Annotated in this window: 19 protein-coding genes; 16 read left to right on the top strand and 3 right to left on the bottom strand. The window is 73.4% G+C overall.

Annotation, left to right across the window (positions count from 1 at the left end):
• From ABZX85_RS16735 to mug, 8 genes are all read left to right on the top strand, one after another.
• On the top strand, window positions 1-2568 hold the full coding sequence (locus ABZX85_RS16735; protein WP_355868192.1) for an ABC transporter permease: 2568 nt from the start codon (window positions 1-3) through the stop codon (window positions 2566-2568).
• A gap of 47 nt (window positions 2569-2615) precedes the next feature.
• On the top strand, window positions 2616-3542 hold the full coding sequence (locus tag ABZX85_RS16730; protein ID WP_355868189.1) for a TIGR03621 family F420-dependent LLM class oxidoreductase: 927 nt from the start codon (window positions 2616-2618) through the stop codon (window positions 3540-3542).
• Window positions 3543-3549: 7 nt separating this feature from the next.
• Window positions 3550-3981, top strand: a complete 432-nt coding sequence (locus ABZX85_RS16725; RefSeq protein ID WP_355868186.1) for a GNAT family N-acetyltransferase — start codon at window positions 3550-3552, stop codon at window positions 3979-3981.
• Between the two features lie 178 nt (window positions 3982-4159).
• Window positions 4160-5506, top strand: coding sequence for a hemolysin family protein (locus ABZX85_RS16720; RefSeq protein WP_355868183.1), 1347 nt, complete (start codon window positions 4160-4162; stop codon window positions 5504-5506).
• Window positions 5503-6516, top strand: a complete 1014-nt coding sequence (locus tag ABZX85_RS16715) for a hemolysin family protein (protein ID WP_355868180.1) — start codon at window positions 5503-5505, stop codon at window positions 6514-6516. The genes ABZX85_RS16720 and ABZX85_RS16715 overlap by 4 nt, the downstream gene beginning before the upstream one ends.
• 128 nt (window positions 6517-6644) lie before the next feature.
• Window positions 6645-7433: an SGNH/GDSL hydrolase family protein gene (locus ABZX85_RS16710; protein WP_355868177.1), complete on the top strand. Its 789-nt coding sequence runs from the start codon at window positions 6645-6647 to the stop codon at window positions 7431-7433.
• Window positions 7434-7569: 136 nt separating this feature from the next.
• A complete protein-coding gene (gene purB, locus ABZX85_RS16705) occupies window positions 7570-9012 on the top strand; it encodes an adenylosuccinate lyase (RefSeq protein ID WP_355868174.1) in 1443 nt (480 codons plus the stop codon).
• Window positions 9009-9554, top strand: a complete 546-nt coding sequence (gene mug / locus ABZX85_RS16700; RefSeq protein WP_355868949.1) for a G/U mismatch-specific DNA glycosylase — start codon at window positions 9009-9011, stop codon at window positions 9552-9554. Before purB ends, mug begins: the two co-directional genes overlap by 4 nt.
• A gap of 108 nt (window positions 9555-9662) precedes the next feature.
• Here the strand turns inward: mug and ABZX85_RS16695 are convergent, their stop codons facing one another.
• Entirely contained in the window at window positions 9663-10346 is a 684-nt protein-coding gene (locus tag ABZX85_RS16695; protein WP_355868171.1) for an ABC transporter permease, read from the bottom strand.
• Between the two features lie 9 nt (window positions 10347-10355).
• Window positions 10356-11267: an ATP-binding cassette domain-containing protein gene (locus tag ABZX85_RS16690; protein ID WP_355868168.1), complete on the bottom strand. Its 912-nt coding sequence runs from the start codon at window positions 11265-11267 to the stop codon at window positions 10356-10358.
• A 109-nt stretch (window positions 11268-11376) separates the two neighbouring features.
• Between ABZX85_RS16690 and ABZX85_RS16685 the strand changes: the two genes are divergently transcribed.
• From ABZX85_RS16685 to ABZX85_RS16670, 4 genes are all read left to right on the top strand, one after another.
• Entirely contained in the window at window positions 11377-12609 is a 1233-nt protein-coding gene (locus ABZX85_RS16685; RefSeq protein WP_355868165.1) for a histidine kinase, read from the top strand.
• Window positions 12610-12623: 14 nt separating this feature from the next.
• Window positions 12624-13274 carry a response regulator transcription factor gene (locus tag ABZX85_RS16680; RefSeq protein ID WP_355868162.1) on the top strand — a complete coding sequence of 217 codons (651 nt, stop codon included), beginning with the start codon at window positions 12624-12626 and terminating at the stop codon, window positions 13272-13274.
• Between the two features lie 78 nt (window positions 13275-13352).
• Complete coding sequence (locus ABZX85_RS16675; protein ID WP_355868159.1) at window positions 13353-13727, top strand: VOC family protein; 375 nt, start codon at window positions 13353-13355, stop codon at window positions 13725-13727.
• Between the two features lie 85 nt (window positions 13728-13812).
• Window positions 13813-14982, top strand: coding sequence for an ROK family transcriptional regulator (locus ABZX85_RS16670; protein ID WP_355868156.1), 1170 nt, complete (start codon window positions 13813-13815; stop codon window positions 14980-14982).
• Between the two features lie 211 nt (window positions 14983-15193).
• Here ABZX85_RS16670 and ABZX85_RS16665 read toward each other — a convergent pair whose 3' ends face one another.
• Window positions 15194-15943 carry a GntR family transcriptional regulator gene (locus ABZX85_RS16665; RefSeq protein ID WP_355868153.1) on the bottom strand — a complete coding sequence of 250 codons (750 nt, stop codon included), beginning with the start codon at window positions 15941-15943 and terminating at the stop codon, window positions 15194-15196.
• 239 nt (window positions 15944-16182) lie between these two features.
• Here ABZX85_RS16665 and ABZX85_RS16660 point away from each other — a divergent pair, with 239 nt between their 5' ends.
• From ABZX85_RS16660 to ABZX85_RS16645, 4 genes are all read left to right on the top strand, one after another.
• On the top strand, window positions 16183-17013 hold the full coding sequence (locus ABZX85_RS16660; RefSeq protein WP_355868150.1) for an alpha/beta fold hydrolase: 831 nt from the start codon (window positions 16183-16185) through the stop codon (window positions 17011-17013).
• Window positions 17014-17242: 229 nt separating this feature from the next.
• Window positions 17243-18829 carry an alkaline phosphatase D family protein gene (locus ABZX85_RS16655; RefSeq protein ID WP_355868147.1) on the top strand — a complete coding sequence of 529 codons (1587 nt, stop codon included), beginning with the start codon at window positions 17243-17245 and terminating at the stop codon, window positions 18827-18829.
• Window positions 18830-19002: 173 nt separating this feature from the next.
• Window positions 19003-20241, top strand: a complete 1239-nt coding sequence (locus ABZX85_RS16650) for a GNAT family N-acetyltransferase (protein WP_355868144.1) — start codon at window positions 19003-19005, stop codon at window positions 20239-20241.
• 100 nt (window positions 20242-20341) lie between these two features.
• A complete protein-coding gene (locus ABZX85_RS16645) occupies window positions 20342-22030 on the top strand; it encodes a DUF885 domain-containing protein (protein WP_355868141.1) in 1689 nt (562 codons plus the stop codon).
• The last annotated feature ends 34 nt before the right edge of the window (window positions 22031-22064 follow it).

Genomic DNA, 22064 nt, shown 5'->3' with positions numbered 1-22064 from the left:
GTGCTCAGGGCCACCCTCCGGAGTTTCCTCGCCCACAAGGGCCGGCTGCTGCTGTCGGCGCTGGCCGTGGTGCTGTCGGTGGCGTTCGTGGCGGGGAGCCTGATCTTCTCGGACACGGTGACGCGGACGTTCGACAGGCTCTTCGCGTCGACGTCGGCGGACGTGACGGTGGAGCCGAGGGACGACCTGACGTCGGCGGTGCCGACAGGGGCGGTGCAGACGCTCCCGGCGTCGCTCGCCCGGCGTCTCGCGGGCGTCCCGGGCGTCGCGGACACCCACGCCGAGGTCAGCGTCGGGAACGCGACGATCGTGGACGCGCGCAACAGACCGGTCGGCCCCACGACCGGCGCCCCCACCCTGGCCCTGGACTGGCACGTCACGGACCGCAGCCCGGTGAAGCTGACCTCCGGCCGGGCGCCGCGCGGTGCCGGCGAGGCGCTGCTCGACGCGGACACGGCCGGCAAGAAGGACGTCCGGACCGGCGACCGGCTGACGGTGATGGCCCAGCCGGGCACGTTCCGGGTGACGGTCGTCGGGATCGTCACGTTCACCACGACCAACCCGGGCGCGGCCCTCCTCTTCCTGGACCCGTCGGTGGCCGCGACCCGGCTCCTCGGCGCGGCGGACCGGGCGACGGCGATCGAACTGCGGGCCGCCCCGGGCGTCCCGGACGCGGTCCTCAAGGAGCGGGTCGCGAGCACCCTCGGCGCGGGCCCGTACGACGTGCGGACGGCGGGCGAGCAGGCGAAGTCCTCGGCGGAGCAGCTCGGCGGATTCCTGGACGTCATCAAGTACGTGATGCTGGGCTTCGCGGGGATCGCCGTGCTCGTCGGCGTCTTCCTCATCGTCAACACGTTCTCGATGCTGATCGCGCAGCGCACCCGCGAGCTGGGCCTGCTGAGGGCGCTCGGCGCGGACCGCCGCCAGGTGCGCCGCTCGGTCCTCACGGAAGCGGTCCTCCTGGGCCTGACGGGCTCCACGCTGGGCCTCGCGGCGGGCATCGGTCTCGCGGCCGGGCTGATCAGGCTGATGAGCGTCTTCGGCATGAACCTGAGGACGACGGAGATGGCGGTCGGCTGGGAGACCCCGGTCGCGGCGTACGCGGTCGGGGTGGGGGTCACGTTCGTCGCCGCGTATCTCCCCGCGCGGCGGGCGGCGGGGGTCTCCCCGATGGCGGCGCTGGCGGACGCGGAGGTCGCCGGGGTCGGCAGGCCGCTGCGGGTCCGGGCGGTCGTCGGCGCGGCCCTCGGGGCGCTGGGCGCGGCGGCGCTGGCGGGCTGCGCGGCCTCGTCGCGGACGGCGTCGGCGGCGTCGCTGCTGGGCCTGGGCATCGTCCTCACCCTGCTGGGCACGGTCGTCGCGGGTCCGCTGCTGGTGCGCCCGGTGATCCGGGTGCTGGGCGGCGCGTTCCCGGCGCTGTTCGGCTCCGTGGGCCGGATGAGCCAGCGCAACGCCCTGCGCAACCCGCGGCGGACGGGGGCGACGGCGTCCGCGCTGATGGTGGGCCTGGCGCTGGTCGGCGGGATGTCGGTGGCGAGCGCGTCGATGTCGGCGTCCTTCGACCGGCAGATCGACCGGACGCTCGGCGCGGACTTCGTCGTCCAGAGCGCGAACTTCACGCCGTTCACGAAGGAGATCACCGACCGGGTCCGGGCCACGCGAGGGGTCGGTCTCGTCGTCCGCACCCGTTTCGCGCCCCTCGCGGTCCGGTTCCCGGACGGCGAGCGGGTCGAGACGACGGCAGCCGGGTACGACCCGAGACTGGACGACGTCGCCCACGTCACGTACGCCGAGGGGGACACCGCGGCGGCGCTGGCGGCGGGTCACGTCGGGATGGACGTCGACTTCGCGCGGGAGCACGGCGTGCGGGTCGGCAGCGTCCTGCCGGCCGAGTTCCCGGGCGGGCGGCGGACGGAGCTGACGGTGGGCGCGCTCACCGACCAGGACGCCGCGGAGGGCTTCGGCGCGCGGGGCGGGCTGTTCCTGGGGCTCGCGACGGTCGAGCGGTTCGTGCCGGGCGGCCAGGAGTCCGCGCTGTACGTGGACGCGGCGGCGGGGACGGGCGCGGGGGCGCTGCGGGGCGCGCTGGAGCGGACGCTGGAGCCGTATCCGCAGGTGCAGGTCCGGGACCAGGCGGACTACAAGAAGCTGGTGCACGACCAGATCGCGGTGCTGCTGTACCTGGTGTACGCGCTGCTGGGGCTGGCGATCGTCATCGCGGTGCTGGGGGTCGTCAACACGCTGGCGCTGTCGGTGGTGGAGCGGACCAGGGAGATCGGGCTGCTGCGGGCGATCGGGCTGGCGCGGCGGCAGTTGCGGCGGATGATCCGGCTGGAGTCGGTGGTGATCGCGGTGTTCGGGGCGGTCCTGGGGCTCGCGCTGGGCCTGCTGTGGGGGGTGTGCGCGCAGCGGGTGCTGGCGTTGCAGGGGATGACGGCGCTGGCGATCCCGTGGGGGACGGTCGTCGCGGTGGTGGTCGGCTCGGCGGTGGTGGGGGTGGTGGCGGCGCTGCTGCCGGCGCTGCGGGCGTCGCGGATGAACGTACTGGCGGCGATCGCACACGAGTGATGGGATGCGAACGAACGTTCAAGTGACTTGATGCTCAGGGGGAGTTCATGACGCGTCCGTTCCGTTTCGGGGTCAATCTGCTGGAGCCCACACCGCTCGACGCGTGGCGGGCGAAGTGCCGCCGGGGCGAGGAGCTGGGGTACGACGTGCTGCTGGTGCCGGACCATCTGGGGATGCCGGCGCCGTTCCCGTCGCTGGTCGCGGCGGCGGAGGCGACAAAGCGGCCCCGGGTGGGGACGTTCGTCCTCAACACGGGTTTCTCCAACCCGGTGCTGCTGGCGCGCGAGGTGGCGACGACGGCCGCGCTGACCGGGGGCCGGCTCGAACTGGGCCTGGGCGCCGGGTACGTGGCGGCGGAGCACGAGGAGGCGGGCCTGCCGTGGGGCGCCCCGGGTGAGCGGGTGGCGCATCTGGAGCGCACGGTCGCGGAGTTGAGGAAGCGTCAGGAGGACGGCGTACGGGTGCCGTTGCTGATCGGCGGGAACGGCGACCGGATGCTGCGGCTGGCCGCGGAGCACGCGGACGTCGTCGCGTTCGCGGGTGCGCGGGTCGTCGAGGGGAGCGCGACGGGGCAGATAACTCCCCTGTCGCCGGAGGAACTCGACGGACGGGTCGCGAAGTACGCGGAGTTCGCGGCGGGGCGCGCAGTCGGGGCGGAGCGGAATCTGCTGGTCCAGCAGGTGGTCGTCACGGACGATCCGGAGGGTGCCGTGCAGCCGCTGCTGGAGCGGATACCGGGGGTGACGGCCGGGGAGCTGCTCGATCTGCCGATCCTGCTGATCGGGTCGCGGGCGGAGCTCGTCGCGAAGGTGCGGGGGCTGCGGGAGCGCTACGGGTTCACCTACTTCACGGTCCTGGAGGGGTTCATGGAGGCGTTCGGGCCGGTGCTGGCCGAGATCCAGGGGCGGGAGCCGGTGGCGGGCGCGCGTCCGGATGCCGGAATGTCCGTCGAGGGAGCGCCCGGGGTGCTGTGATCACCGTATGCATGATCTGCGGATACGGGCCGCGTCGCCCGACGACCTCGACACCGTGCTGGCCTTCTGGCGGACGGCGGCGGAGGGAACGAGCATCAGTGACGACCGGGCGGGGGTCGAGCGGCTGGTCGCCCGGGACCCCGAGGCGCTGATCCTCGCCGAGTCGGGCGGGGAGCTGGTGGGGACGGTCGTCGCCGGGTTCGACGGCTGGCGCTGCCACCTGTACCGGCTCGCCGTCCACCCGGGCCGCCGTCGCCGGGGCATCGGCTCGGCGCTGCTGGCCGCCGCCGAGGAGCGCTTCGTCCGGCTGGGCGGGCGGCGGGCGGACGCGATGGTCCTCACGCGCAACGAGACCGCGCACCACGCCTGGACGGCGGCGGGGTACTCGGCGGAGGAGAAGTGGCGGCGCTGGGTGAAGCCCCTGCCCGACAAGTCCTAGCCAGGCTGCTTTGCTCATCCTTTACTCTTGAGGGGACCGTGTGCCGCACGGTCCCCTCCGACTTCGACGAAAGGTGTGAGCGTCCGCCCATGGGCGAGCCTCCCAGTACCCGATCCCGTGGTACCCGACATCGCGCGTTCCTCCCCGCCCTGCCCGATCATGGGACGGAGGTGACCCGATGACCGAAGTGCTCCTCCTGCTGGTGGCGGTGCTGCTGTCGTTCGCGTGCGGTGCCTTCGTCGCCGCCGAGTTCTCGCTGACCACCGTCGAGCGCGGCGAGCTGGAGCGGGCCGCGGAGCGCGGCGAGCGGGGCGCCGCCGGCGCCCTCAAGGCCGTACGGAACCTGACCTTCCAGCTCTCCGGTGCCCAGCTCGGCATCACCGTCACGAACCTGGTCGTCGGCATGCTGGCCGAACCGTCGATCTCGAAACTCCTCTCCGGCCCCCTGGAGTCGGCGGGCCTGCCCGGCGGCGCGTCGCGGTCGGTCGCGCTGGTGCTCGGTACGGCGCTGTCGACGGTGTTCCTGATGGTCGTCGGCGAGCTGGTGCCGAAGAACTGGGCGATCTCCTCGCCGCTGGCGGTCGCCAAGAGCGTCGGCAACGCACAGCGCTGGTTCAGTGCCGCGTTCCGGCCGTTCATCACACATCTCAACAACACGGCGAACCGGATCGTGCGCCTCGCGGGCGTCGAGCCCACGGAGGAGCTGGCCGCCGCGCGCGGCCCGCAGGAGCTGGCCGCGCTGGCCCGGCACTCCGCGAAGGAGGGCGCCCTGGAGGCCGACACCGCCGAACTGTTCGTGCGCACGCTCAACCTGGCCGACCTGACCGCGGAGAACGTGATGACGCCGCGCGTGCAGGTGATGGCGCTGGAGGCGCAGGCGACCTGCGAGGACGTCGCGAACGCGACCCGGGCGAGCGGACTGTCGCGGTTCCCGGTCTACCGGGGCAACCTGGACTCGGTCGTCGGCACGGTCCACATCAAGGACGCGCTGGCCGTCGCCGCCGAGCGCCGGGCGCGCGTGTCGGTCGCGGAGATCATGCGCGAGCCGCTCCTCGTCCCCGAGTCGCTGACCGTGGACCGGCTCCTGGACCGGCTGTCCGGGAAGCGCACGATGGCCGTCGTCATCGACGAGTACGGCGGTACGGCCGGCGTCGCGACGCTGGAGGACATCGTCGAGGAGGTCGTCGGCGAGGTCCGTGACGAGCACGACCCGCACGAGACGCCCGACCTCGCCCCCGCGGGCACCGACGAGGCCGGACGCGCCCTCTACTCGGCCGACGGGTCCGCCCGTACCGATCAGCTCGCCCGCGTCGGTCTGCGGGCCCCCGAGGGGCCGTACGAGACGCTGGCGGGGCTCGTGGCGACCGAGCTGGGGCGGATACCCGCCGTCGGCGACAGCCTCGACGTCGCCGGGTGGCGGCTGGACGTCGTGGACGCCGCCGGGCACCGGGCCGCGCGGGTGCTGCTGCACGCGCCCCCGACGGACACGGCAGACACGCTTCACGGGACGGAGGACGCGCGATGACCACCGTCCAGTTGCTGATCGGCCTCGCGACCCTGGTGGTCAACGCCTTCTTCGTGGGCGCCGAGTTCGCGCTGATCTCCGTACGGCGCTCGCAGATCGAGCCGTACGCCGAACAGGGGGACCGGCGGGCCCGCAGTGTGCTGTGGGGTCTTGAGCACGTCTCCGCGCTGATGGCGGCGGCGCAGCTCGGGATCACGCTGTGCACGCTGATCCTCGGCGTCGTCGCGGAACCCGCCATCGAGCATCTGCTGGAGCCCGTGTTCCACGCGGTCGGGGTCCCCGAGAGCGCCGGGCACGCGGTGTCGTTCGTGATCGCCCTGGTCCTCGCGACGTATCTGCACATGCTGCTCGGCGAGATGGTGCCGAAGAACATCGCGCTCGCCGAACCCGTACGCAGCGCGCTGCTCCTCGGGCCGCCGCTGGTGACGCTCTCCCGCGCGCTGCGGCCGGTGATCTTCACGATCAACGCGTTCGCCAACACCCTGCTGCGGCTCATGCGCATCGAGGTCAAGGACGAGGTGACGGCGACCTTCTCGGACTCCGAGCTGGCGCAGATCGTCAAGGACGCGGGCGACGCGGGGCTCATCGACGACCGGGCGCGGGAGCGGCTGCACGACGCGCTCGAACTGGGGCGGCGTCCGGTGCGGGATGTCGTCCTGCCGCTGGAACGCGTCGTCTACGCGCGCGTGGGGGTCTCACCGGAGGGCCTTGAGGAGCTCTCCGCCTCCTCCGGCTTCTCCCGTTTCCCCGTCGTCGACGAGGGGCGCCGCATCGTCGGCTACCTCCACGTCAAGGACGCCCTCGACGCGTCCCCCCGGGACATGCCGTTCCGGCTGCGGGATCTGCGGCCCATCGCGCGCGTGCGGGAGGCTACGCCGCTGGACGACGTGCTGACGGCGATGCGCGGGAGTCGTACGCATCTGGCGGCGGTCATGGGGGACGACGGGCGGCTGGCGGGGATGGTGACGATGGAGGACGTGCTGCGGGAGCTGTTCGGGCAGCGGGCGTGAGGCGGGTCCCGGTCGGCGCGATCGGTACGTCAATCCGCTGATCGGACTCGCGACCGACGGGGTCGGTTGCCCCGGGCACCGGGGTGACCGACCGCCGGGTATGGACTGGGGTTACCATCGCTGACGCCATGCAGACGAAACCCACTCCCCCGTACGACAGCCTGGTCGCGGTCGGCGACTCCTTCACCGAGGGCATGTCGGACCTCCTCCCCGACGGCTCCTACCGGGGCTGGGCCGACCTCCTCGCGGGCCGCATGTCCGCGCGGGCGCCCGGCTTCCGGTACGCCAACCTCGCCGTGCGCGGCAAGCTGATCGGCCAGATCGTCGAGGAGCAGGTGGACGTCGCGGCCGGGATGGGCGCCGACGTCGTCACCCTGGTCGGCGGCCTCAACGACACCCTCCGCCCGAAGTGCGACATGGTCCGCGTGAAGGACCTCCTCACGGAAGCGGTGGAGCGCCTCTCCCCGGCCTGCAAACAACTGGTCCTCATGCGCAGCCCCGGCCGCCAGGGCCCCGTCCTGGAACGCTTCCGCCCCCGCATGGAAGAACTCTTCGCCTGCGTGGACGACCTGGCGGCGAAGCACGACGCCCTGGTGGTGGACCTCTACGGCGCCCCCTCCCTCGCGGACCCCCGCTCCTGGGACGTCGACCGCCTCCACCTGACGGCCGACGGCCACCGGCGCGTGGCGGAAGCGGTCTGGCAAACCCTCGACTACTCCCCGGAAGACCCCACCTGGCACACCCCCCTCCCACCCACACCCCCACCCACCTGGCCGGCCCGCCGCCTCGCCGACGCCCGCTTCACCCGCCAGTACCTCCTCCCCTGGATAGCCCGCCGCCTCACCGGCCGCTCCTCGGGCGACGGCCGCACCCCGAAACACCCGGAACTACTGCCGTACGAGGGCCCGGCGACGTAACGCGAACACTTTCGTACGCGGGCCGGCTTCTCTCAGCAGGGGCGAGGAACTCACGGCGAGTGACCGGCGTCTCGTACGTTCCCACCAACCCCACCCCGGCCCTGGCCTGCGTGAATCGCCAGTAGAATCACGTCACGTGACTTCCGCTCCCGCAAAGCCCCGCATCCCGAACGTCCTCGCCGGACGGTACGCGTCCGTAGAGCTGGCCACCCTGTGGTCGCCCGAGCACAAGGTGAGGCTGGAGCGGCAGCTCTGGCTCGCGGTGCTGCGGGCGCAGCGGGACCTCGGGATCGAGGTCCCGGAGGGGGCGGTCGAGGACTACGAGCGGGTGCTGGACACCGTGGACCTCGGGTCGATCGCCGAGCGCGAGAAGGTCACCCGGCACGACGTGAAGGCCCGGATCGAGGAGTTCAACGACCTCGCCGGCCACGAGCAGGTCCACAAGGGCATGACGTCCCGGGACCTCACGGAGAACGTCGAGCAGCTCCAGGTCCGGCTGTCGCTGGAGCTCGTCCGGGACCGCACGGTCGCGGTCCTGGCCCGCCTCGCGAAGCTGAGCTCCGAGTACGGCGAACTGGTGATGGCCGGCCGCTCCCACAACGTGGCGGCGCAGGCGACGACACTGGGCAAGCGCTTCGCGACCGCCACCGACGAACTCCTCGTCGCCTACGCGCGCGTGGAGGAACTCCTCGGCCGCTACCCCCTGCGCGGCATCAAGGGTCCGGTCGGCACCGCCCAGGACATGCTGGACCTCCTCGGCGGCGACGCGGCCAAGCTCGCCGAGCTGGAGGACCGCATCGCCGGCCACCTGGGCTTCTCGCAGGCGTTCACCTCGGTCGGCCAGGTCTACCCCCGCTCGCTGGACTACGAGGTCGTCACGTCCCTCGTCCAGCTCGCGGCGGCCCCCTCCTCGCTGGCGAAGACGATCCGCCTGATGGCGGGCCACGAGCTGGTGACGGAGGGCTTCAAGCCCGGCCAGGTCGGCTCCTCGGCGATGCCGCACAAGATGAACACCCGCTCCTGCGAGCGCGTCAACGGCCTGATGGTGATCCTGCGCGGCTACGCCTCGATGACGGGCGAGCTGGCGGGCGACCAGTGGAACGAGGGCGACGTGTCGTGCTCGGTGGTCCGCCGCGTCGCCCTCCCGGACGCGTTCTTCGCGCTGGACGGCCTGCTGGAGACGTTCCTGACGGTGCTCGACGAGTTCGGCGCGTTCCCGGCGGTCGTCGCCCGCGAACTGGACCGCTACCTGCCGTTCCTCGCGACGACGAAGGTCCTCATGGGCGCCGTCCGCGCGGGCGTCGGCCGTGAGCTGGCGCACGAGGCGATCAAGGAGAACGCGGTCGCCTCCGCGCTGGCCATGCGCGAGCAGGGTGCCGAGCGCAACGAGCTCCTCGACAAGCTCGCCGCCGACGACCGCATCCCCCTGGACCGCGCGCAGCTCGACGCCCTGATGGCCGACAAGCTGTCCTTCACGGGCGCGGCGGCGGCCCAGGTCGCCTCGGTGGTCTCCCGGGTCGAGGAGATCGTCAAGCAGCGTCCGGAGGCCGCCGGTTACACCCCCGGGGCGATCCTCTGACCCGCCTTACCCAGGCCGAGCTGGAGGCCGCGCGCGACCGCCTCGTCCCCGACGTGGCCGCGCCCGGCCTCCGCGTGCTGTTCTGCGGCATCAACCCCGGCCTGATGACGGCCGCGACGGGCCACCACTTCGCCCGCCCCGGCAACCGCTTCTGGCCGGTCCTGCACCTCTCCGGCTTCACCCCCCGCCTGCTGAAACCGGCGGAGCAGCAGGAACTACTGTCGTTCGGCCTCGGCATCACGAACGTCGTGGCGCGCGCGACCGCGCGGGCCGACGAGCTGTCCGCCGAGGAGTACCAGGAGGGCGGCCGTCTCCTCACCGCCAAGGTGAAACGCCTCAAGCCCGCCTGGCTCGCCGTCGTCGGCATCACCGCCTACCGCGCCGCCTTCGCCGACCGGCACGCGCGCGTGGGGGCACAGGAACGGACGATCGGCGACACCCGGGTGTGGGTGCTGCCGAACCCCAGCGGGCTGAACGCGCACTGGACGGCGGCGACGATGGCGGAGGAGTTCGCGCGGCTGCGGGAGGCGGCGGAGGGCTGACGCCTGGGGGCGGTGCCGTGCGCGTCCGGGGGCGGTGCCGTGCGCGCGTCCGGCTCACACGCGGAAACGTTCGCCCGCCCCATCTCGCCGGCCTGCACGGAGAAACGTTCACGCGTCCCGCCTCCCCACCCGCCACACCCCCGCCCCCAACGCCACCCCGCTCCACAGCGCCGTCACCGACAGCCCCGCCCAGGGGTCGACCGGCGGATCGCTGTGCAGCACCGCCTGTCCCGCCCGGTCGGGGAACCAGTCCGCGACGGTCCCGGACAGGTCACCGACGACGAACGACACGATCAGCAGAAACGGTACGACGATCCCGAGCGTCGCCACTCCGCTGCGCAGGACGGCCGTGAGCCCGGCGGCGAGCAGCGCCATCAGCGTCAGATAGATCCCGCAGCCCACGGCGCCCCGGAAACTCTCGGCCCACCCGAGCCCGTCCCCCGTCGACAGGGAGAGCGCGCCGGTGAGGAGCCCCACCGCGAGGACCGGCAGCGCGATCGCCGTCGCCTTCGCGGCGAACCAGCGTGTGCGGTCGGGGACGGCCGCGAGGGACGTCCGCAGAGCGCCGTCGCGGAACTCCGCCGCCATCGCGTTCGCCGCGAAGGAGACGGCCGCGATCTGGCCGAAGGAGACGCCGAAGTACGCCGAGAAGAGCGGGTCGTCACCGGAGGCGTCACGTCCGGCGAGCACCGAGAACGCGAGCGTGACGAGGGGGATCACGGCGAGGGTGACGACCTGTGACCGCAGGGTGCGGATCTTGAGCCACTCGGCGTGCAGGGCGGACGGGTACATGCGGGGCTCCTAGCGGTGTGCGGTGAACTCGGTCTCGCCCGCCGTCAGATCGAAGTACGCCTGCTCCAGCGTGCCTTCCTCGGCGGCGAGTTCGAGGAGGGGGACGCCGGCGTCGGAGGCGAGGCGGCCGACGTCGTCCACGCGCGCGTGGTGCACGGTCCAGTGCCCGTCGGGGTGTTCGTCGGCCCGGTGCCCGGCGCGGGCGAGCGCGCCGGAGAGGGCGGCGGGGTCCGTCGTCCGCACCCGTACGCGTGGGTGTACGCGCGCGTGGACGAACTCTTCGAGCGGGGTGTCGGCGAGGAGGCGGCCTCGGCCGAGGACGATGAGGTGGTCGGCGTAGGCGGCGGTCTCGGTCATGAGGTGGCTGGAGACGAGGACGGTGCGGCCCTCGGCGGCGAGGCGGCGCAGGAGGCCGCGGACCCAGACGATGCCCTCGGGGTCGAGGCCGTTGGCGGGTTCATCGAGCAGGACCGCTCCGGGGTCGCCGAGCAGGGCGGCGGCGATGCCGAGGCGTTGGCGCATGCCCAGGGAGTACGTCCGGACGCGGAGACCGGCGGCCGTGGTCAGGCCGGTCTCCGCGAGGACCTCGTCGACCCGGCGGGCCGGGAGGCGGTTGCTCGCGGCGAGGACTCTCAGGTGGTCGCGGCCGGTGCGGGCGCCGTGCGCGGCCCGCGCGTCGAGCAGCGCGCCGACGTGGCGCAGGGGTTCGGTGAGCGCCCGGTAGGGGCGGCCGTCGAAGCCGGCGCTGCCGGAGGTCGGGCGGTCGAGGCCGAGCAGGAGGCGCAGCGTGGTGGACTTCCCGGCGCCGTTGGGGCCCAGGAAACCGGTCACGCGGCCGGGCGGGACGCGGAAGGTGAGGCCGTCCACGGCGCGGCGGGTGCCGTGGACCTTGGTCAGGTCGTGGACGTCGATGCTGGTCATGTCCACCACTGTCGGTGTGACGCCCGGTCAGGGGCTTCCCCCGGGGGTGGGAACCGTCTCCCTCGCTCGGGGGAGGCCCGTTGTCAGTGGCGGCTGTCACGCTGTCCGTATGGCCCGGTTCCTGAGCCCGCTGCTGCGGGGGACGACGTACACACGGCTCCTGCATCTGTGGGTGCCGATGCTCGTGGTGAGCGTGTGGATGTTCGTCGATCCCCGCCGGCCCTGGCTGGTCGCGCTGTTCGTGATCCCGGCCGGCCTGGTCGCGGGGGTGCGGACGGGCGAGGGGGTGCAGGCGCGGTGGATGCTGACGCCGGGCGAGGCGGACCCCGGTTTCTCGATCGCCCCGTCGGTGACCTGGCGGGACCGGCTGCGGACGGTCGTCTGGCTCGAAGTCCGCCTGGTCCTGGGCGCGTCGGCCTGCTTCGCCTGCGTGTGGGCCCTGATGGCGACGTACACCCTGGTCCGCCTGGCCCTCGGCCACCCGGACGGCGCCGTCCCGTTGCTCGGCGCGCTCTCCCCGCACCGGTCGTACGCCCTGCTGGTCCCGCTCCCCCTCCTCGTGCTGTACGGCGCCGTCGTGGCCCTCGGCCTGGTCGTCACGGCCGCCGCCCGCGCGCTCCTCGGCCCCTCCGCCGCCGAGCGGCTCGCGGCGCTGGAGGAGCGTACGGAGCGGCTGCTGGAGCGCACGCGGATCGCCCGCGAGCTGCACGACTCGATCGGGCACGCGCTGACGGTCGCCGTGGTGCAGGCGGGCGCCGCACGGACGGCCGGCGATCCGGCGTTCACGGCGCGGGCGCTGGAGGCCATCGAGGAGACGGGGCGGGCGGCGCTGGAGGATCTGGAGCGGGTGCTGGGGGTGTTGCGGGAGGCGGAGCCCCCGGTGGGCGCGCGGCCGACGCTCGCCGAGGCGGACCGGCTGCTGGAGTCGGCGCGGGCGTCGGGTTCCGTGGTCGACGCGGAGCTGTCGGGGCCGCTGGAGCGGGTGCCCGGGCCGGTGTCCCGGGAGAGCTACCGCATCCTCCAGGAGGCGCTGACGAACGTCCTGCGGCATGCGGGGCCCGTGCCGGTGCGGGTCCGGGTGGGGGTCGAGGGGGACGTGCTGCGACTGGAGGTGCGCAATCCGCTGACCGCGCGGACAGCCGGGTCCGGGCGGGGCAGCGGCCTGCGGGGCATCCGGGAGCGGGCCGCGCTGCTGGGCGGTCGGGCAGCCACCGGGCCCGACGCCGGGGAGTGGCGGGTACGGGCGGAACTCCCCTTGGGTGAACTCCCCCTGGGCGAACTCCCCTTGAGGGAACTCCCTTTGGGGGAGCCGCCGTTGAAGGAGCTGCCCTTGGGGAGCTGATCTAGGCTGGCGGGATGCCCGTCACCGTACTGCTCGTCGACGACGAACCGCTGGTCCGCGCGGGGCTGCGGGCCGTGCTGGAGGCCCAGCCCGACATCTCGGTCGTCGGGGAGGCGGCCGACGGCGCCTCGGTCGTCCCCCTGGTCCGGCGGCTGCGGCCCGATGTCGTCGCCATGGACGTCCGGATGCCGCTCCTGGACGGCATCGAGGCGACGCGCGCCGTGCTGCGCGGGGTCGACGCGCCGCCGAAGATCCTGGTGGTGACCACCTTCGAGAACGACGAGTACGTGTACGAGGCGCTGCGGGCCGGGGCCGACGGGTTCCTGCTGAAGCGGGCGAGGCCCGAGGAGATCGTGCGGGCGGTGCGGGTGGTGGCCGAGGGGGACTCGCTGCTGTTCCCGGCGTCGCTGCGGAAGCTGGCGGCCGAGCGCGGGGGCGAGGGGGCCCGGGACCGGCTGGCGTCGGCCGGGCTGACCGAGCGGGAGGGCGAGGTGCTGCGGCTGATGGCCCGGGGGCTGTCGAACGGGGAGATCGCGGGGTCGCTGGTGGTGGGGGTGGAGACGGTGAAGTCCCACGTCAGCGCGGTGCTGTCGAAGGTGGGGGCCCGGGACCGGACCCAGGCGGTGATCGCGGCGTACGAGTCGGGGTTCGTGGCACCCCGCTGAAGGTGCTGCCGGGGGCCGGTCTGCCGGGGAGCCGGTCGGCCGCTGTCCTCTGCGGCACCCGCGTGTGAGACTGGCCGTATGTCAGACGTGTCCTTCACGAGTGTCTCGCCCGTCGTCCCCGTCCGGGACCTCGACATCGCTCTGGACCGGTACCGGCGGCTGGGCTTCACGGCGAAGGCGTACGAGGGCCCGGACCGGTACGGATTCGCCGATCGGGGCTCGGTGTCGCTCCACCTCACCGAGTGGGACGAGCACGACCCCACCCGCACCGGCGCGGTGGTCTACCTCTACGTGAGCGACGCCGACGCGCTCCACGCCGAGTGGCGGGCCTCCGGCGTCGCGGGACGCCTCGGGGAGCCCGAGGACACCCCGTACGGGCTCCGGGAGTTCACGTTCGTCGACGCCGACGGAACGGCTCTCCGCGTGGGGTCCCCGCTGGCGGCCCGTCGCTGACGCGCCCCCCGGCTCCCCGGGCTGTCGCCGCCCCCTGCTCCTCCGAGTACGATCCGCCCACACCCGACGAGCTGGGAGGATGGGCGTGGGGCGGCTGATCGGTGGGGAGCCGTCGTTGTTGCGGCGGATCAACTCCGCGGTGGTGCTGCACGCGTTGCGTGCGGCGGACCGGGCGACGTTGACGGAGGTCACCCGGGTGACCGGGTTGTCGCGGCCGACGGTCGAGGGGGTGGTGGAGGATCTGATCGGGGCCGGGCTGGTCGTCGAGGAGGCGGCCGACGTGACGGTCGTGCGCAGACAGGGGCGGCCCGCGCGGCGGTTCCGGTTCCGGGCGGAGGCCGGGTATCTGCTGGGGGTGGACGTCGGGGCGCACCGGGTGTCGGCGGTGGTGGCGGATCTGGACGGGCGGGTGCTGGGGGCGCAGGGCAAGGACGTCGCGGAGGGGGCGCCGGCCGAGGAGCGGCTGGAGCGGCTGCGCACGGCGGTCGCCGAGCTGCTGCGGCGGGCCGGGGTGCCGCGCAGCGCGCTGCGGGCGGTCGGGGTGGGGACGCCGGGGATCGTGGAGGCGGACGGGACGGTACGGCTGTGCTCCGCGCTGCCGGGGTGGACGGGACTGCGGCTGGGTGAGCGGCTGAGCCGGTCGTTCCGGTGCCCGGTGCTGGTGGAGAACGACGCCAACGCGGCGGCGGTGGGCGAGCACTGGAAGGGGGCGGCGGTCGACTCCGACGACGTGGTGCTGGTGCTGGCGGGGCTGAGTCCGGGGGCGGGGTCGCTGATCGGGGGGCGACTGCACCGGGGGTACGGCGGGGCGGCGGGGGAGATCGGGTCGTGGCATCTGCTGGGGCGCGAGGTGACGCCGGAGGCGCTGCTGTCCACGACGGACGTGCCGTTGCCCCCGCTCGACGACCGTGCGGTGACGGCCGTATTCTCGCGCGCGGTCGACGGTGATCCCGGTGCGCGTGCGGCCGTCGACCGGTTCTTCCGGCGTCTCGTCCACGACGTCTCGGCGCTCGTCCTCGCCCTGGACCCCGAGCTGGTCGTCATCGGCGGCTCCACGGAAGGGCTCGGCGCCCTCCTCGACCCCCTGCGCGACGAACTCGCCCGCTACTGCCTGCGCCCGCCCAAGGTCGCCCTCTCGACCCTGGGCGAGGCCGCCGTGGCGACCGGGGCGCTGCGGCTGGCCCTGGACCATGTGGAGGAGCAACTGTTCGCGGTGGAGGGGACGGTGACGGGGCGACGGGGGTCGGGACGGTGAGCTGAGGTGACGCGCGGTGAGCTGAGGTGACGCCGTCGGCCGGAGGCGTCGCGGCTCGTCCGGAGACCGAGCGGGCGTGTCCACGGACCGAGCGGGCGTGCCCGCAGAACGAGCGGGCGTATCCGGAGAACGGGCGGGCGCGTCGGAAAAGTTCCCGGCCGCGCCCCCTCCCCGCCCCTCGTGACCCCCTCTCCCGCCCCTCGTGCCCCCCCTACCCCACCCCCTCCGCGATCTCCACCCTCCCCGACTCCCCGAACGTCAGTCGGCACGTGTCAGCGCGGTACGTCGCGACGGACAGCGCCGCGATCCGGGCCGGCGTCGTGAAGTGCGTGGTGACCACCAGAACCGGTGCGCCGGGCAGCCGGTCGAGCTGCTTCGCGTCGTCCGCGCGGGCGGACCCGAGCTCGACGGAGCGGTTGCGGGCGGTGAGATCGAGGTGCTGGAGCTCGCGCAGCACGGCACGCGCGCGTGCGGCGCCGGACGGGGTGTCCGAGGCGGGGAGGTCAGGGACGGAGGTCTCGGGGACGTAGAGCAGCTCCGCGGCCACCGGCTGGCCGTGGGAGACGCGGGAGCGGCGGACGACGTGGACGGCGGTTCCCCGCGGGAGCGCGAGGGCGGTGGCGACGGCGGCCGGGGGTGCGCTCAGGTCGCTGCCGGTGGCCTGCCAGGTGTCGTCGTCGGGGCCCGGCCAGGCCGTCCCCTCGGGGCCGACCTCGACGGCCACGCGCGGGGGCGCGACGGTCGTACCGACACCGCGCCTGCGGTGCAGCCGGCCCTCCAGTTCGAGCTGTTCCAGCGCCTGCCGGAGCGTGGCGCGGGCGACGCCGAAGCGGGCCGCGAGCTCACGCTCGTTGGGCAGCACCTCCCCCACGGTGAACTCCGAGTCGAGTGCTTCGCTGAGCACCGTCCTGAGATGCCAGTACTTCGGTTCCGGCACCGTCTCCAGCTGCGTGGTCCCCACCCTGGTCCTCCGCCCCGCCCCGCGCGTACAGACTCTTTTCGCGCCCTTGTTTATTAAAGGTTGTTTCAGTTGTCAGCGACCATAGGGCGGCCCTCAACCTTGGTCAATACCAATACGGGAAACCGCTTTCGGCCGGGAACGGGCGGCTTCTCGGCCTCCTCGGGGGCTACCCGCCGGTAGCAACAACTGACAAGCTGTCCAAGGAGTTTCGCCGCGCAGTCCAGACGAGGAGCACCCCGATGTCCACCGCCGTCTCCTTCAAGGTCCCCTCCGCGCGGGGGCCGCAGCCCGTGACCGTGTCGTACGCGCGCGTGGGGCGCGGGGAGCCGCTGCTCCTGCTGCACGGCATCGGGCATCACCGGCAGGCGTGGGACCCGGTGGTGGACGTCCTGGCCACCGAACGGGACGTCATCGCGGTGGACCTCCCGGGCTTCGGCGCCTCCCCGGGCCTCCCGGAGGGCCTCGCGTACGACCTGCCGACGACGACCGCCGTGTTCGCGGCGTTCTGCGAGGCGCTGGGCCTGGACCGCCCGCACGTCGCCGGGAACTCCCTGGGCGGGCTCCTGGCCCTGGAGCTGGGCCGCGAACGCCTCGTACGGTCCGTGACGGCCCTCTCCCCCGCCGGTTTCTGGTCCGAGGCTGAACGGCGTTACGCCTTCACGCTGCTCCTGACGATGCGCCGGATCGCGCGCGGCATGCCCCTGCCGCTGGTGGAGACCCTCGCCCGCTCGGCGGCCGGCCGCACCGCCCTCACCAGCACCATCTACGCCCGCCCCGGCCGCCGCGCCCCCGAGGCCGTCGTCGCCGAGACGCTCGCCTTGACCGGGGCCACCGGCTTCGACGCGACGCTCCGCGCGGGTGGCTCGGTGCTGTTCACCGACGACGTCCCCGGTCTGCCCGTGACGATCGCCTGGGGCACCCGGGACCGTATCCTCCTGCGCCGCCAAGGCGTCCGCGCCAAACGCGTCATCCCCCAGGCCCGCCTGATCCGCCTCCCCGGCTGCGGCCACTGCCCGATGAACGACGACCCGGCGCTGGTCTCCCGCGTGATCCTGGACGGAAGCCGCTGACCGACCCGGACCCCACCGCCCCGGACCCCACCGGCCCGGACCCCGGCACCCCGGGCACGCGCGTCCGGTGTCGTAGGGAACCGGCGTCGAAAAAGGCCCGCCCCGCTCCCCCGCCCCCAAGCCACTCCCCCGCTCGTCCCCTTGTTCACCCACCATTCGCGAACCGGTCCTCCTCCCCCAGTAGGTCTGACGGTGCACCCCGGCCGTTCCCCTCTCTGGAGGCCCCGTCATGAGCACTTTCCCTTCTCCCAGCCGTCGCGGCGTCCTGCGCGGCTCGCTCGCCGCGTCGGCGGCGCTGTCCCTGCCCGGTGCCCTGGGCGCCGCGCCCGCGTTCGCCCTGTCGGGGCGGCCCGGGGCGGGCTGGGGGGTGCAGACGGGGGACGTCGGCGCGCACTCGGGGCTGGTGTGGGTACGGTCGGACCGGCCCGCGCGGATGGTCGTCGAGACCGCGGCGACGGAGTCGTTCCGTAACGCGCGCCGCTGGTGCGGGCCGCTGCTGGGCGCCGGGACGGACTTCACCGGCACCACCCGGCTGCACGGGCTGCCGTCCGGCGAGCAGATCCACTACCGGGTGCTGCTGGCCGACCCGGACGACCCGCGCCGCACGGGCGAGCCGGTCACCGGGACGTTCCGCACGGTGTCCGAGAAGCGGCGGCAGGGCGTGAAGTTCCTGTGGTCCGGTGACCTCGCCGGGCAGGGCTGGGGCATCAACCAGGACATCGGCGGCTACCGCATCTACGACGCGATGGCGAAGCTCGACCCGGACTTCTTCCTGTGCAGCGGCGACAACATCTACGCGGACGGCCCGATGAACGCCACGCAGGCGCTCCCGGACGGCCGGGTCTACCGCAACCTGGTGACCGAGGAGAAGTCGAAGGTCGCCGAGACGCTCGCGGAGTACCGGGGGAACTTCCGCTACAACCTGCTGGACGAGAACCTGCGCCGGTTCAACGCGCGGGTCCCGTCGGTCATCCAGTGGGACGACCACGAGGTCCGCAACAACTGGTACCCCGGCGAGGTGATCACCGACTCCGACCCGCGCTACACGGAGAGGAGCGTGGACGTCCTCGCCGCACGCGCGCGCCGGGCGTTCAGCGAGTACTTCCCCGTCTCGACGCTCACGCCGGGCGCGAAGCAGGGCCGGGTGCAGCGGGTGCTGCGGCACGGGCCGCTGCTGGACGTGTTCGTGCTGGACATGCGCACGTACCGCGACGCGAACTCGACGAACGTGCGGACGACCGACCCGCAGGGCATCCTCGGCCGGGAGCAGCTGGAGTGGCTGAAGCGGGAGCTGGCCGCGTCGCGCGCGGTGTGGAAGGTGATCGCCGCCGACATGCCGCTCGGGCTCGTCGTCCCCGACCCGATGGAGAACAAGCCGAACTTCGAGGCCGTCGCGCAGGGCGACCCGGGGCAGCCGCTCGGGCGTGAGCTCCAGATCGCGGAGCTGCTGCGGTTCGTCAAGCACCGGCGGATCACCGGCACGGTCTGGCTGACGGCGGACGTGCACCACACCTCGGCGCAGCACTACCAGCCCTCGCGGGCGGCGTTCAAGGACTTCGAGCCGTTCTGGGAGTTCGTCTCCGGTCCGCTCAACGCGGGTGCGTTTCCGGCCAACGAGCTGGACGGCACGTTCGGTCCGGAACGCGTGTTCGTCAAGGCGCCGACGGTCGCGAACGTGTCCCCGGCGGACGGTTTCCAGTTCTTCGGGGAGGTCGACATCGACGGCCACAGCGGGGAGTTGACGGTCCGGCTGCGCGAGTCGGACGGAACTGTCCTGTTCACGCGGGTACTTCAGCCGGGACGTGTCGGCCAGTAGGGCGCGGGTCCCGTAGGCTCGGTCGTGTGCCGCGTACCGGCGTCATCCCCCGGTGCGCGGTGTCCCGATCTGGCCTGAATGCTGCGATTCACGCCGTTCATGCGAAATGAGCATTTACCTCTAGGTCACAGTGCGTTCGTGATCACGCAACACCGTTCCTGCACAGTAGCTGCATGAATCAGAAGACGACTGCCGTCACCCGTTCCGTCGCGGCCCTCCGGGCGGCCCTGCACACCTGGCGATCACTCGGCCACGACCCCGCGCCACCCGGGGGTGATACCGGCCCCCGGCCACCGGCCGGGGACACCGACGGCCTCCCCGCGGACGGCGCCGGCACGCTGTGGCGGATGCGGACGACCGTGAAGGACGCCCCCGGCTCGCTGGCCGCGCTGTGCGCCGCCCTCGCCGGGCACCGGGTGGACATCCTGAGCCTCCAGACGCACCCGCTGGGCGAGGACACGGTCGACGAGTTCCTGCTGCGCGCGCCGGGCGCCCTCGGCGGCGCCGAGATCACCGAAGCGGTGCGGCTGGCGGGCGGCACCGCGACCTGGATCGAGCGGGCCGACGCGCACGACCTGGTCGACGCGCCGACGAGGATTCTGGGGCTCGCCACGCGGACGGCCCTGGACGCGGCGGAACTCCCCCTCGCCCTGCGGCAGTTGCTGGGCCGGTGCGCGATCCGCTCGCTGCCGGGCGCGCACGACGTGCCGGCGGAGGGGGTCCTGGAGGAGACAGTGCTGCGCCTGCGGGCGCCGGAAGGCGGAGTGATCACCGTGGAGCGGCCGTACCTGCCGTTCACCCCGACCGAGTTCGCGCGCGCCCGCGCGCTGGTCGACCTGGACATCCGGCTCGGGCCCCGCGTCCCGCGCGGGCAGGACGTGCTGACGCTGCCGGAGGGCGACGACATCACGGTCGGCCGCGCCGACACCGCCGATCTGGCGGCGGCGCGGGCGATGCACGAGCGGTGCTCGCAGCAGACGCTCACGATGCGCTACCACGGTCCCGTGCACGACGCCGACCGCTACCTCAACCACCTCCTGAGCCCCCGTTTCGGCCGCACCCTCGCCGTCCGCACCGCCTCCGGGCGCGTCGTCGGCCTCGGCCACCTGCTGTGGGACGGCGACGAGACCGAGGTCGCCCTCCTCGTCGAGGACGAGTGGCAGGGGCGCGGCATCGGCGGCGAACTCCTGCGCCGGCTCGTACGGATGGCCGTGGAGACCGGCGGCGAGAGCGTGTACGCCGTCACCCGCTCCGGCAACACCGCGATGGTCGCCGCGATGCGCTCCCTCGGCCTCCCCCTCGACTACCAGATCGAGGAGGGCACCCTCGTCATCACGGCCCGCCTCGACGAACTCACCCCGCAGGACCTGCCGTTCGAGGTGTGCGCGGGAGAGCGGGGCGGACGGGAGTAGGGGCGGGGGCCTCGGCCCTCAGCGAAATCCGGTCGCCCCCCTGCCCATGCTCAGGCAATGCGGGCTGACGGGACACCGGCATCCGTACGAGGATGTCCGCATGTCAGAGACGAACAGCCCGCTGCCCCGCGAGGTCGCCGACGCGTACGTCGACGGTCTCATCGCCCTCGATCCGGTCACCGGAACCTACCTCGGCGCGCAGGAGAGTTCACGCCGGATGCCGGACCTCTCCCCCGCCGGCCAGGAGGCGCTGGCGCGGCTCGCGCGGGAGACGCTGGCCGCGCTGGACGAGGCGGAGACGCGGCCCGGCGCGGACAGCGACGTGGAACGTCGGTGCGCGCGGCTGCTGCGCGAGCGGCTGACCGCCGAACTCGCCGTCCACGACGCCGGGGAGGGCCTGCGCTCGGTCGGCAACCTGGGCACGCCCGCGCAGCACGTGCGCGAGGTCTTCACGGTGACGCCGGCCGACACCGAGGAGGACTGGGCGGCGATCGCCGAGCGGCTGCGGGCCGTGCCCGAGGCGCTGCGCGGCTACCGCGAGTCCCTCGAACTCGGCCTGGAGCGCAAGCTGTTCGCGGCCCCGAGGCCGACGGCGACGTTCGTCGAGCAGCTCGGCGAGTGGGCCGACACGGGCGAGGGGCGCGGCTGGTTCGAGGACTTCGCGGCGGCCGGCCCGGACGCGCTGCGTACCGAACTCGACGCCGCCGCCCGGGAGGCGACCGCTTCGGTGGTCCAGCTCCGGGACTGGATGCGGGAGGTGTACGCGCCCACGATCGAGGACGCCCCGAACGTCGTCGGCCGTGAGCGGTACGCGCGCCTGTCGCGCTACTACAACGGCACCGACCTCGACCTGGACGAGGCGTACGCGTACGGCTGGGCCGAGTACCACCGGCTGCTGGGCGAGATGCGGAAGGAGGCCGAGAAGATCCTCCCCGGCGCGGCCACGCCGTGGACGGCGCTCGCGCACCTCGACGAGCACGGCCGGCACATCGAGGGCGTCGACGAGGTCCGCGACTGGCTCCAGAGCGTGATGGACCGCGCGATCGAGTCCCTGGACGGCACGCACTTCGAACTCGCCGAGCGGGTACGGAAGGTGGAGTCCCGGATCGCCCCGCCCGGCAGCGCGGCGGCCCCGTACTACACGGGCCCCTCGGAGGACTTCTCGCGCCCGGGCCGCACCTGGCTGCCGACGATGGGCCAGAACCGGTTCCCCGTCTACGACCTGGTCTCCACCTGGTACCACGAGGGCGTCCCCGGCCACCACCTCCAGCTCGCCCAGTGGGTGCACGTCGCGGAGGACCTCTCCCGCTACCAGGCGACCGTCGGCATCGTCAGCGCGAACGCCGAGGGCTGGGCGCTGTACGCGGAGCGCCTGATGGACGAACTGGGCTTCCTGGCCGACGCGGAGGAGCGGCTCGGCTACCTCGACGCGCAGATGATGCGCGCGGTCCGCGTCATCATCGACATCGGCATGCACCTGGAGCTGGAGATCCCGGCGGACTCGCCGTTCCACCCGGGTGAGCGCTGGACGCCGGAGCTGGGCGAGGAGTTCTTCCTCTCGCACAGCAGCCGCCCCGCCGACTTCGTCGTCAGCGAGCTGACCCGCTACCTGACCATCCCCGGCCAGGCCATCGGCTACAAACTCGGCGAGCGTGCCTGGCTGCTCGGCCGCGAGCGGGCCCGCGAACGGCACGGCGACGCGTTCGACCTGAAGGCGTGGCACATGGCCGCCCTGTCGCAGGGTTCGCTGGGCCTGGACGACCTGGTGGACGAACTGGCAGCCCTGTAAGCGTTCTTGACGGGACGTCAGTAATAACGCCCGA

This window comes from Streptomyces sp. NPDC004539 (genome assembly GCF_040610055.1).
GTDB lineage: Bacteria > Actinomycetota > Actinomycetes > Streptomycetales > Streptomycetaceae > Streptomyces.
The sequence above is the reverse complement of the archived record's forward strand: the minus strand, read 5'-3'. Positions and strand labels throughout refer to the sequence as shown.

Bases quoted from the DNA above. Each gene is read 5' to 3' on its own strand.
- ABZX85_RS16710 (WP_355868177.1), top strand. From the start codon at position 6,645: ATGCAGACGAAACCCACTCCCCCGTACGACAGCCTGGTCGCGGTCGGC.
- ABZX85_RS16730 (WP_355868189.1), top strand. From the start codon at position 2,616: ATGACGCGTCCGTTCCGTTTCGGGGTCAATCTGCTGGAGCCCACACCG.
- ABZX85_RS16660 (WP_355868150.1), top strand. From the start codon at position 16,183: ATGTCCACCGCCGTCTCCTTCAAGGTCCCCTCCGCGCGGGGGCCGCAG.
- ABZX85_RS16715 (WP_355868180.1), top strand. From the start codon at position 5,503: ATGACCACCGTCCAGTTGCTGATCGGCCTCGCGACCCTGGTGGTCAAC.
- ABZX85_RS16645 (WP_355868141.1), top strand. From the start codon at position 20,342: ATGTCAGAGACGAACAGCCCGCTGCCCCGCGAGGTCGCCGACGCGTAC.
- ABZX85_RS16675 (WP_355868159.1), top strand. From the start codon at position 13,353: ATGTCAGACGTGTCCTTCACGAGTGTCTCGCCCGTCGTCCCCGTCCGG.
- ABZX85_RS16720 (WP_355868183.1), top strand. From the start codon at position 4,160: ATGACCGAAGTGCTCCTCCTGCTGGTGGCGGTGCTGCTGTCGTTCGCG.
- ABZX85_RS16680 (WP_355868162.1), top strand. From the start codon at position 12,624: ATGCCCGTCACCGTACTGCTCGTCGACGACGAACCGCTGGTCCGCGCG.
- ABZX85_RS16685 (WP_355868165.1), top strand. From the start codon at position 11,377: ATGGCCCGGTTCCTGAGCCCGCTGCTGCGGGGGACGACGTACACACGG.
- ABZX85_RS16725 (WP_355868186.1), top strand. From the start codon at position 3,550: ATGCATGATCTGCGGATACGGGCCGCGTCGCCCGACGACCTCGACACC.
- ABZX85_RS16690 (WP_355868168.1), bottom strand. From the start codon at position 11,267: ATGACCAGCATCGACGTCCACGACCTGACCAAGGTCCACGGCACCCGC.
- ABZX85_RS16695 (WP_355868171.1), bottom strand. From the start codon at position 10,346: ATGTACCCGTCCGCCCTGCACGCCGAGTGGCTCAAGATCCGCACCCTG.
- ABZX85_RS16650 (WP_355868144.1), top strand. From the start codon at position 19,003: ATGAATCAGAAGACGACTGCCGTCACCCGTTCCGTCGCGGCCCTCCGG.
- ABZX85_RS16655 (WP_355868147.1), top strand. From the start codon at position 17,243: ATGAGCACTTTCCCTTCTCCCAGCCGTCGCGGCGTCCTGCGCGGCTCG.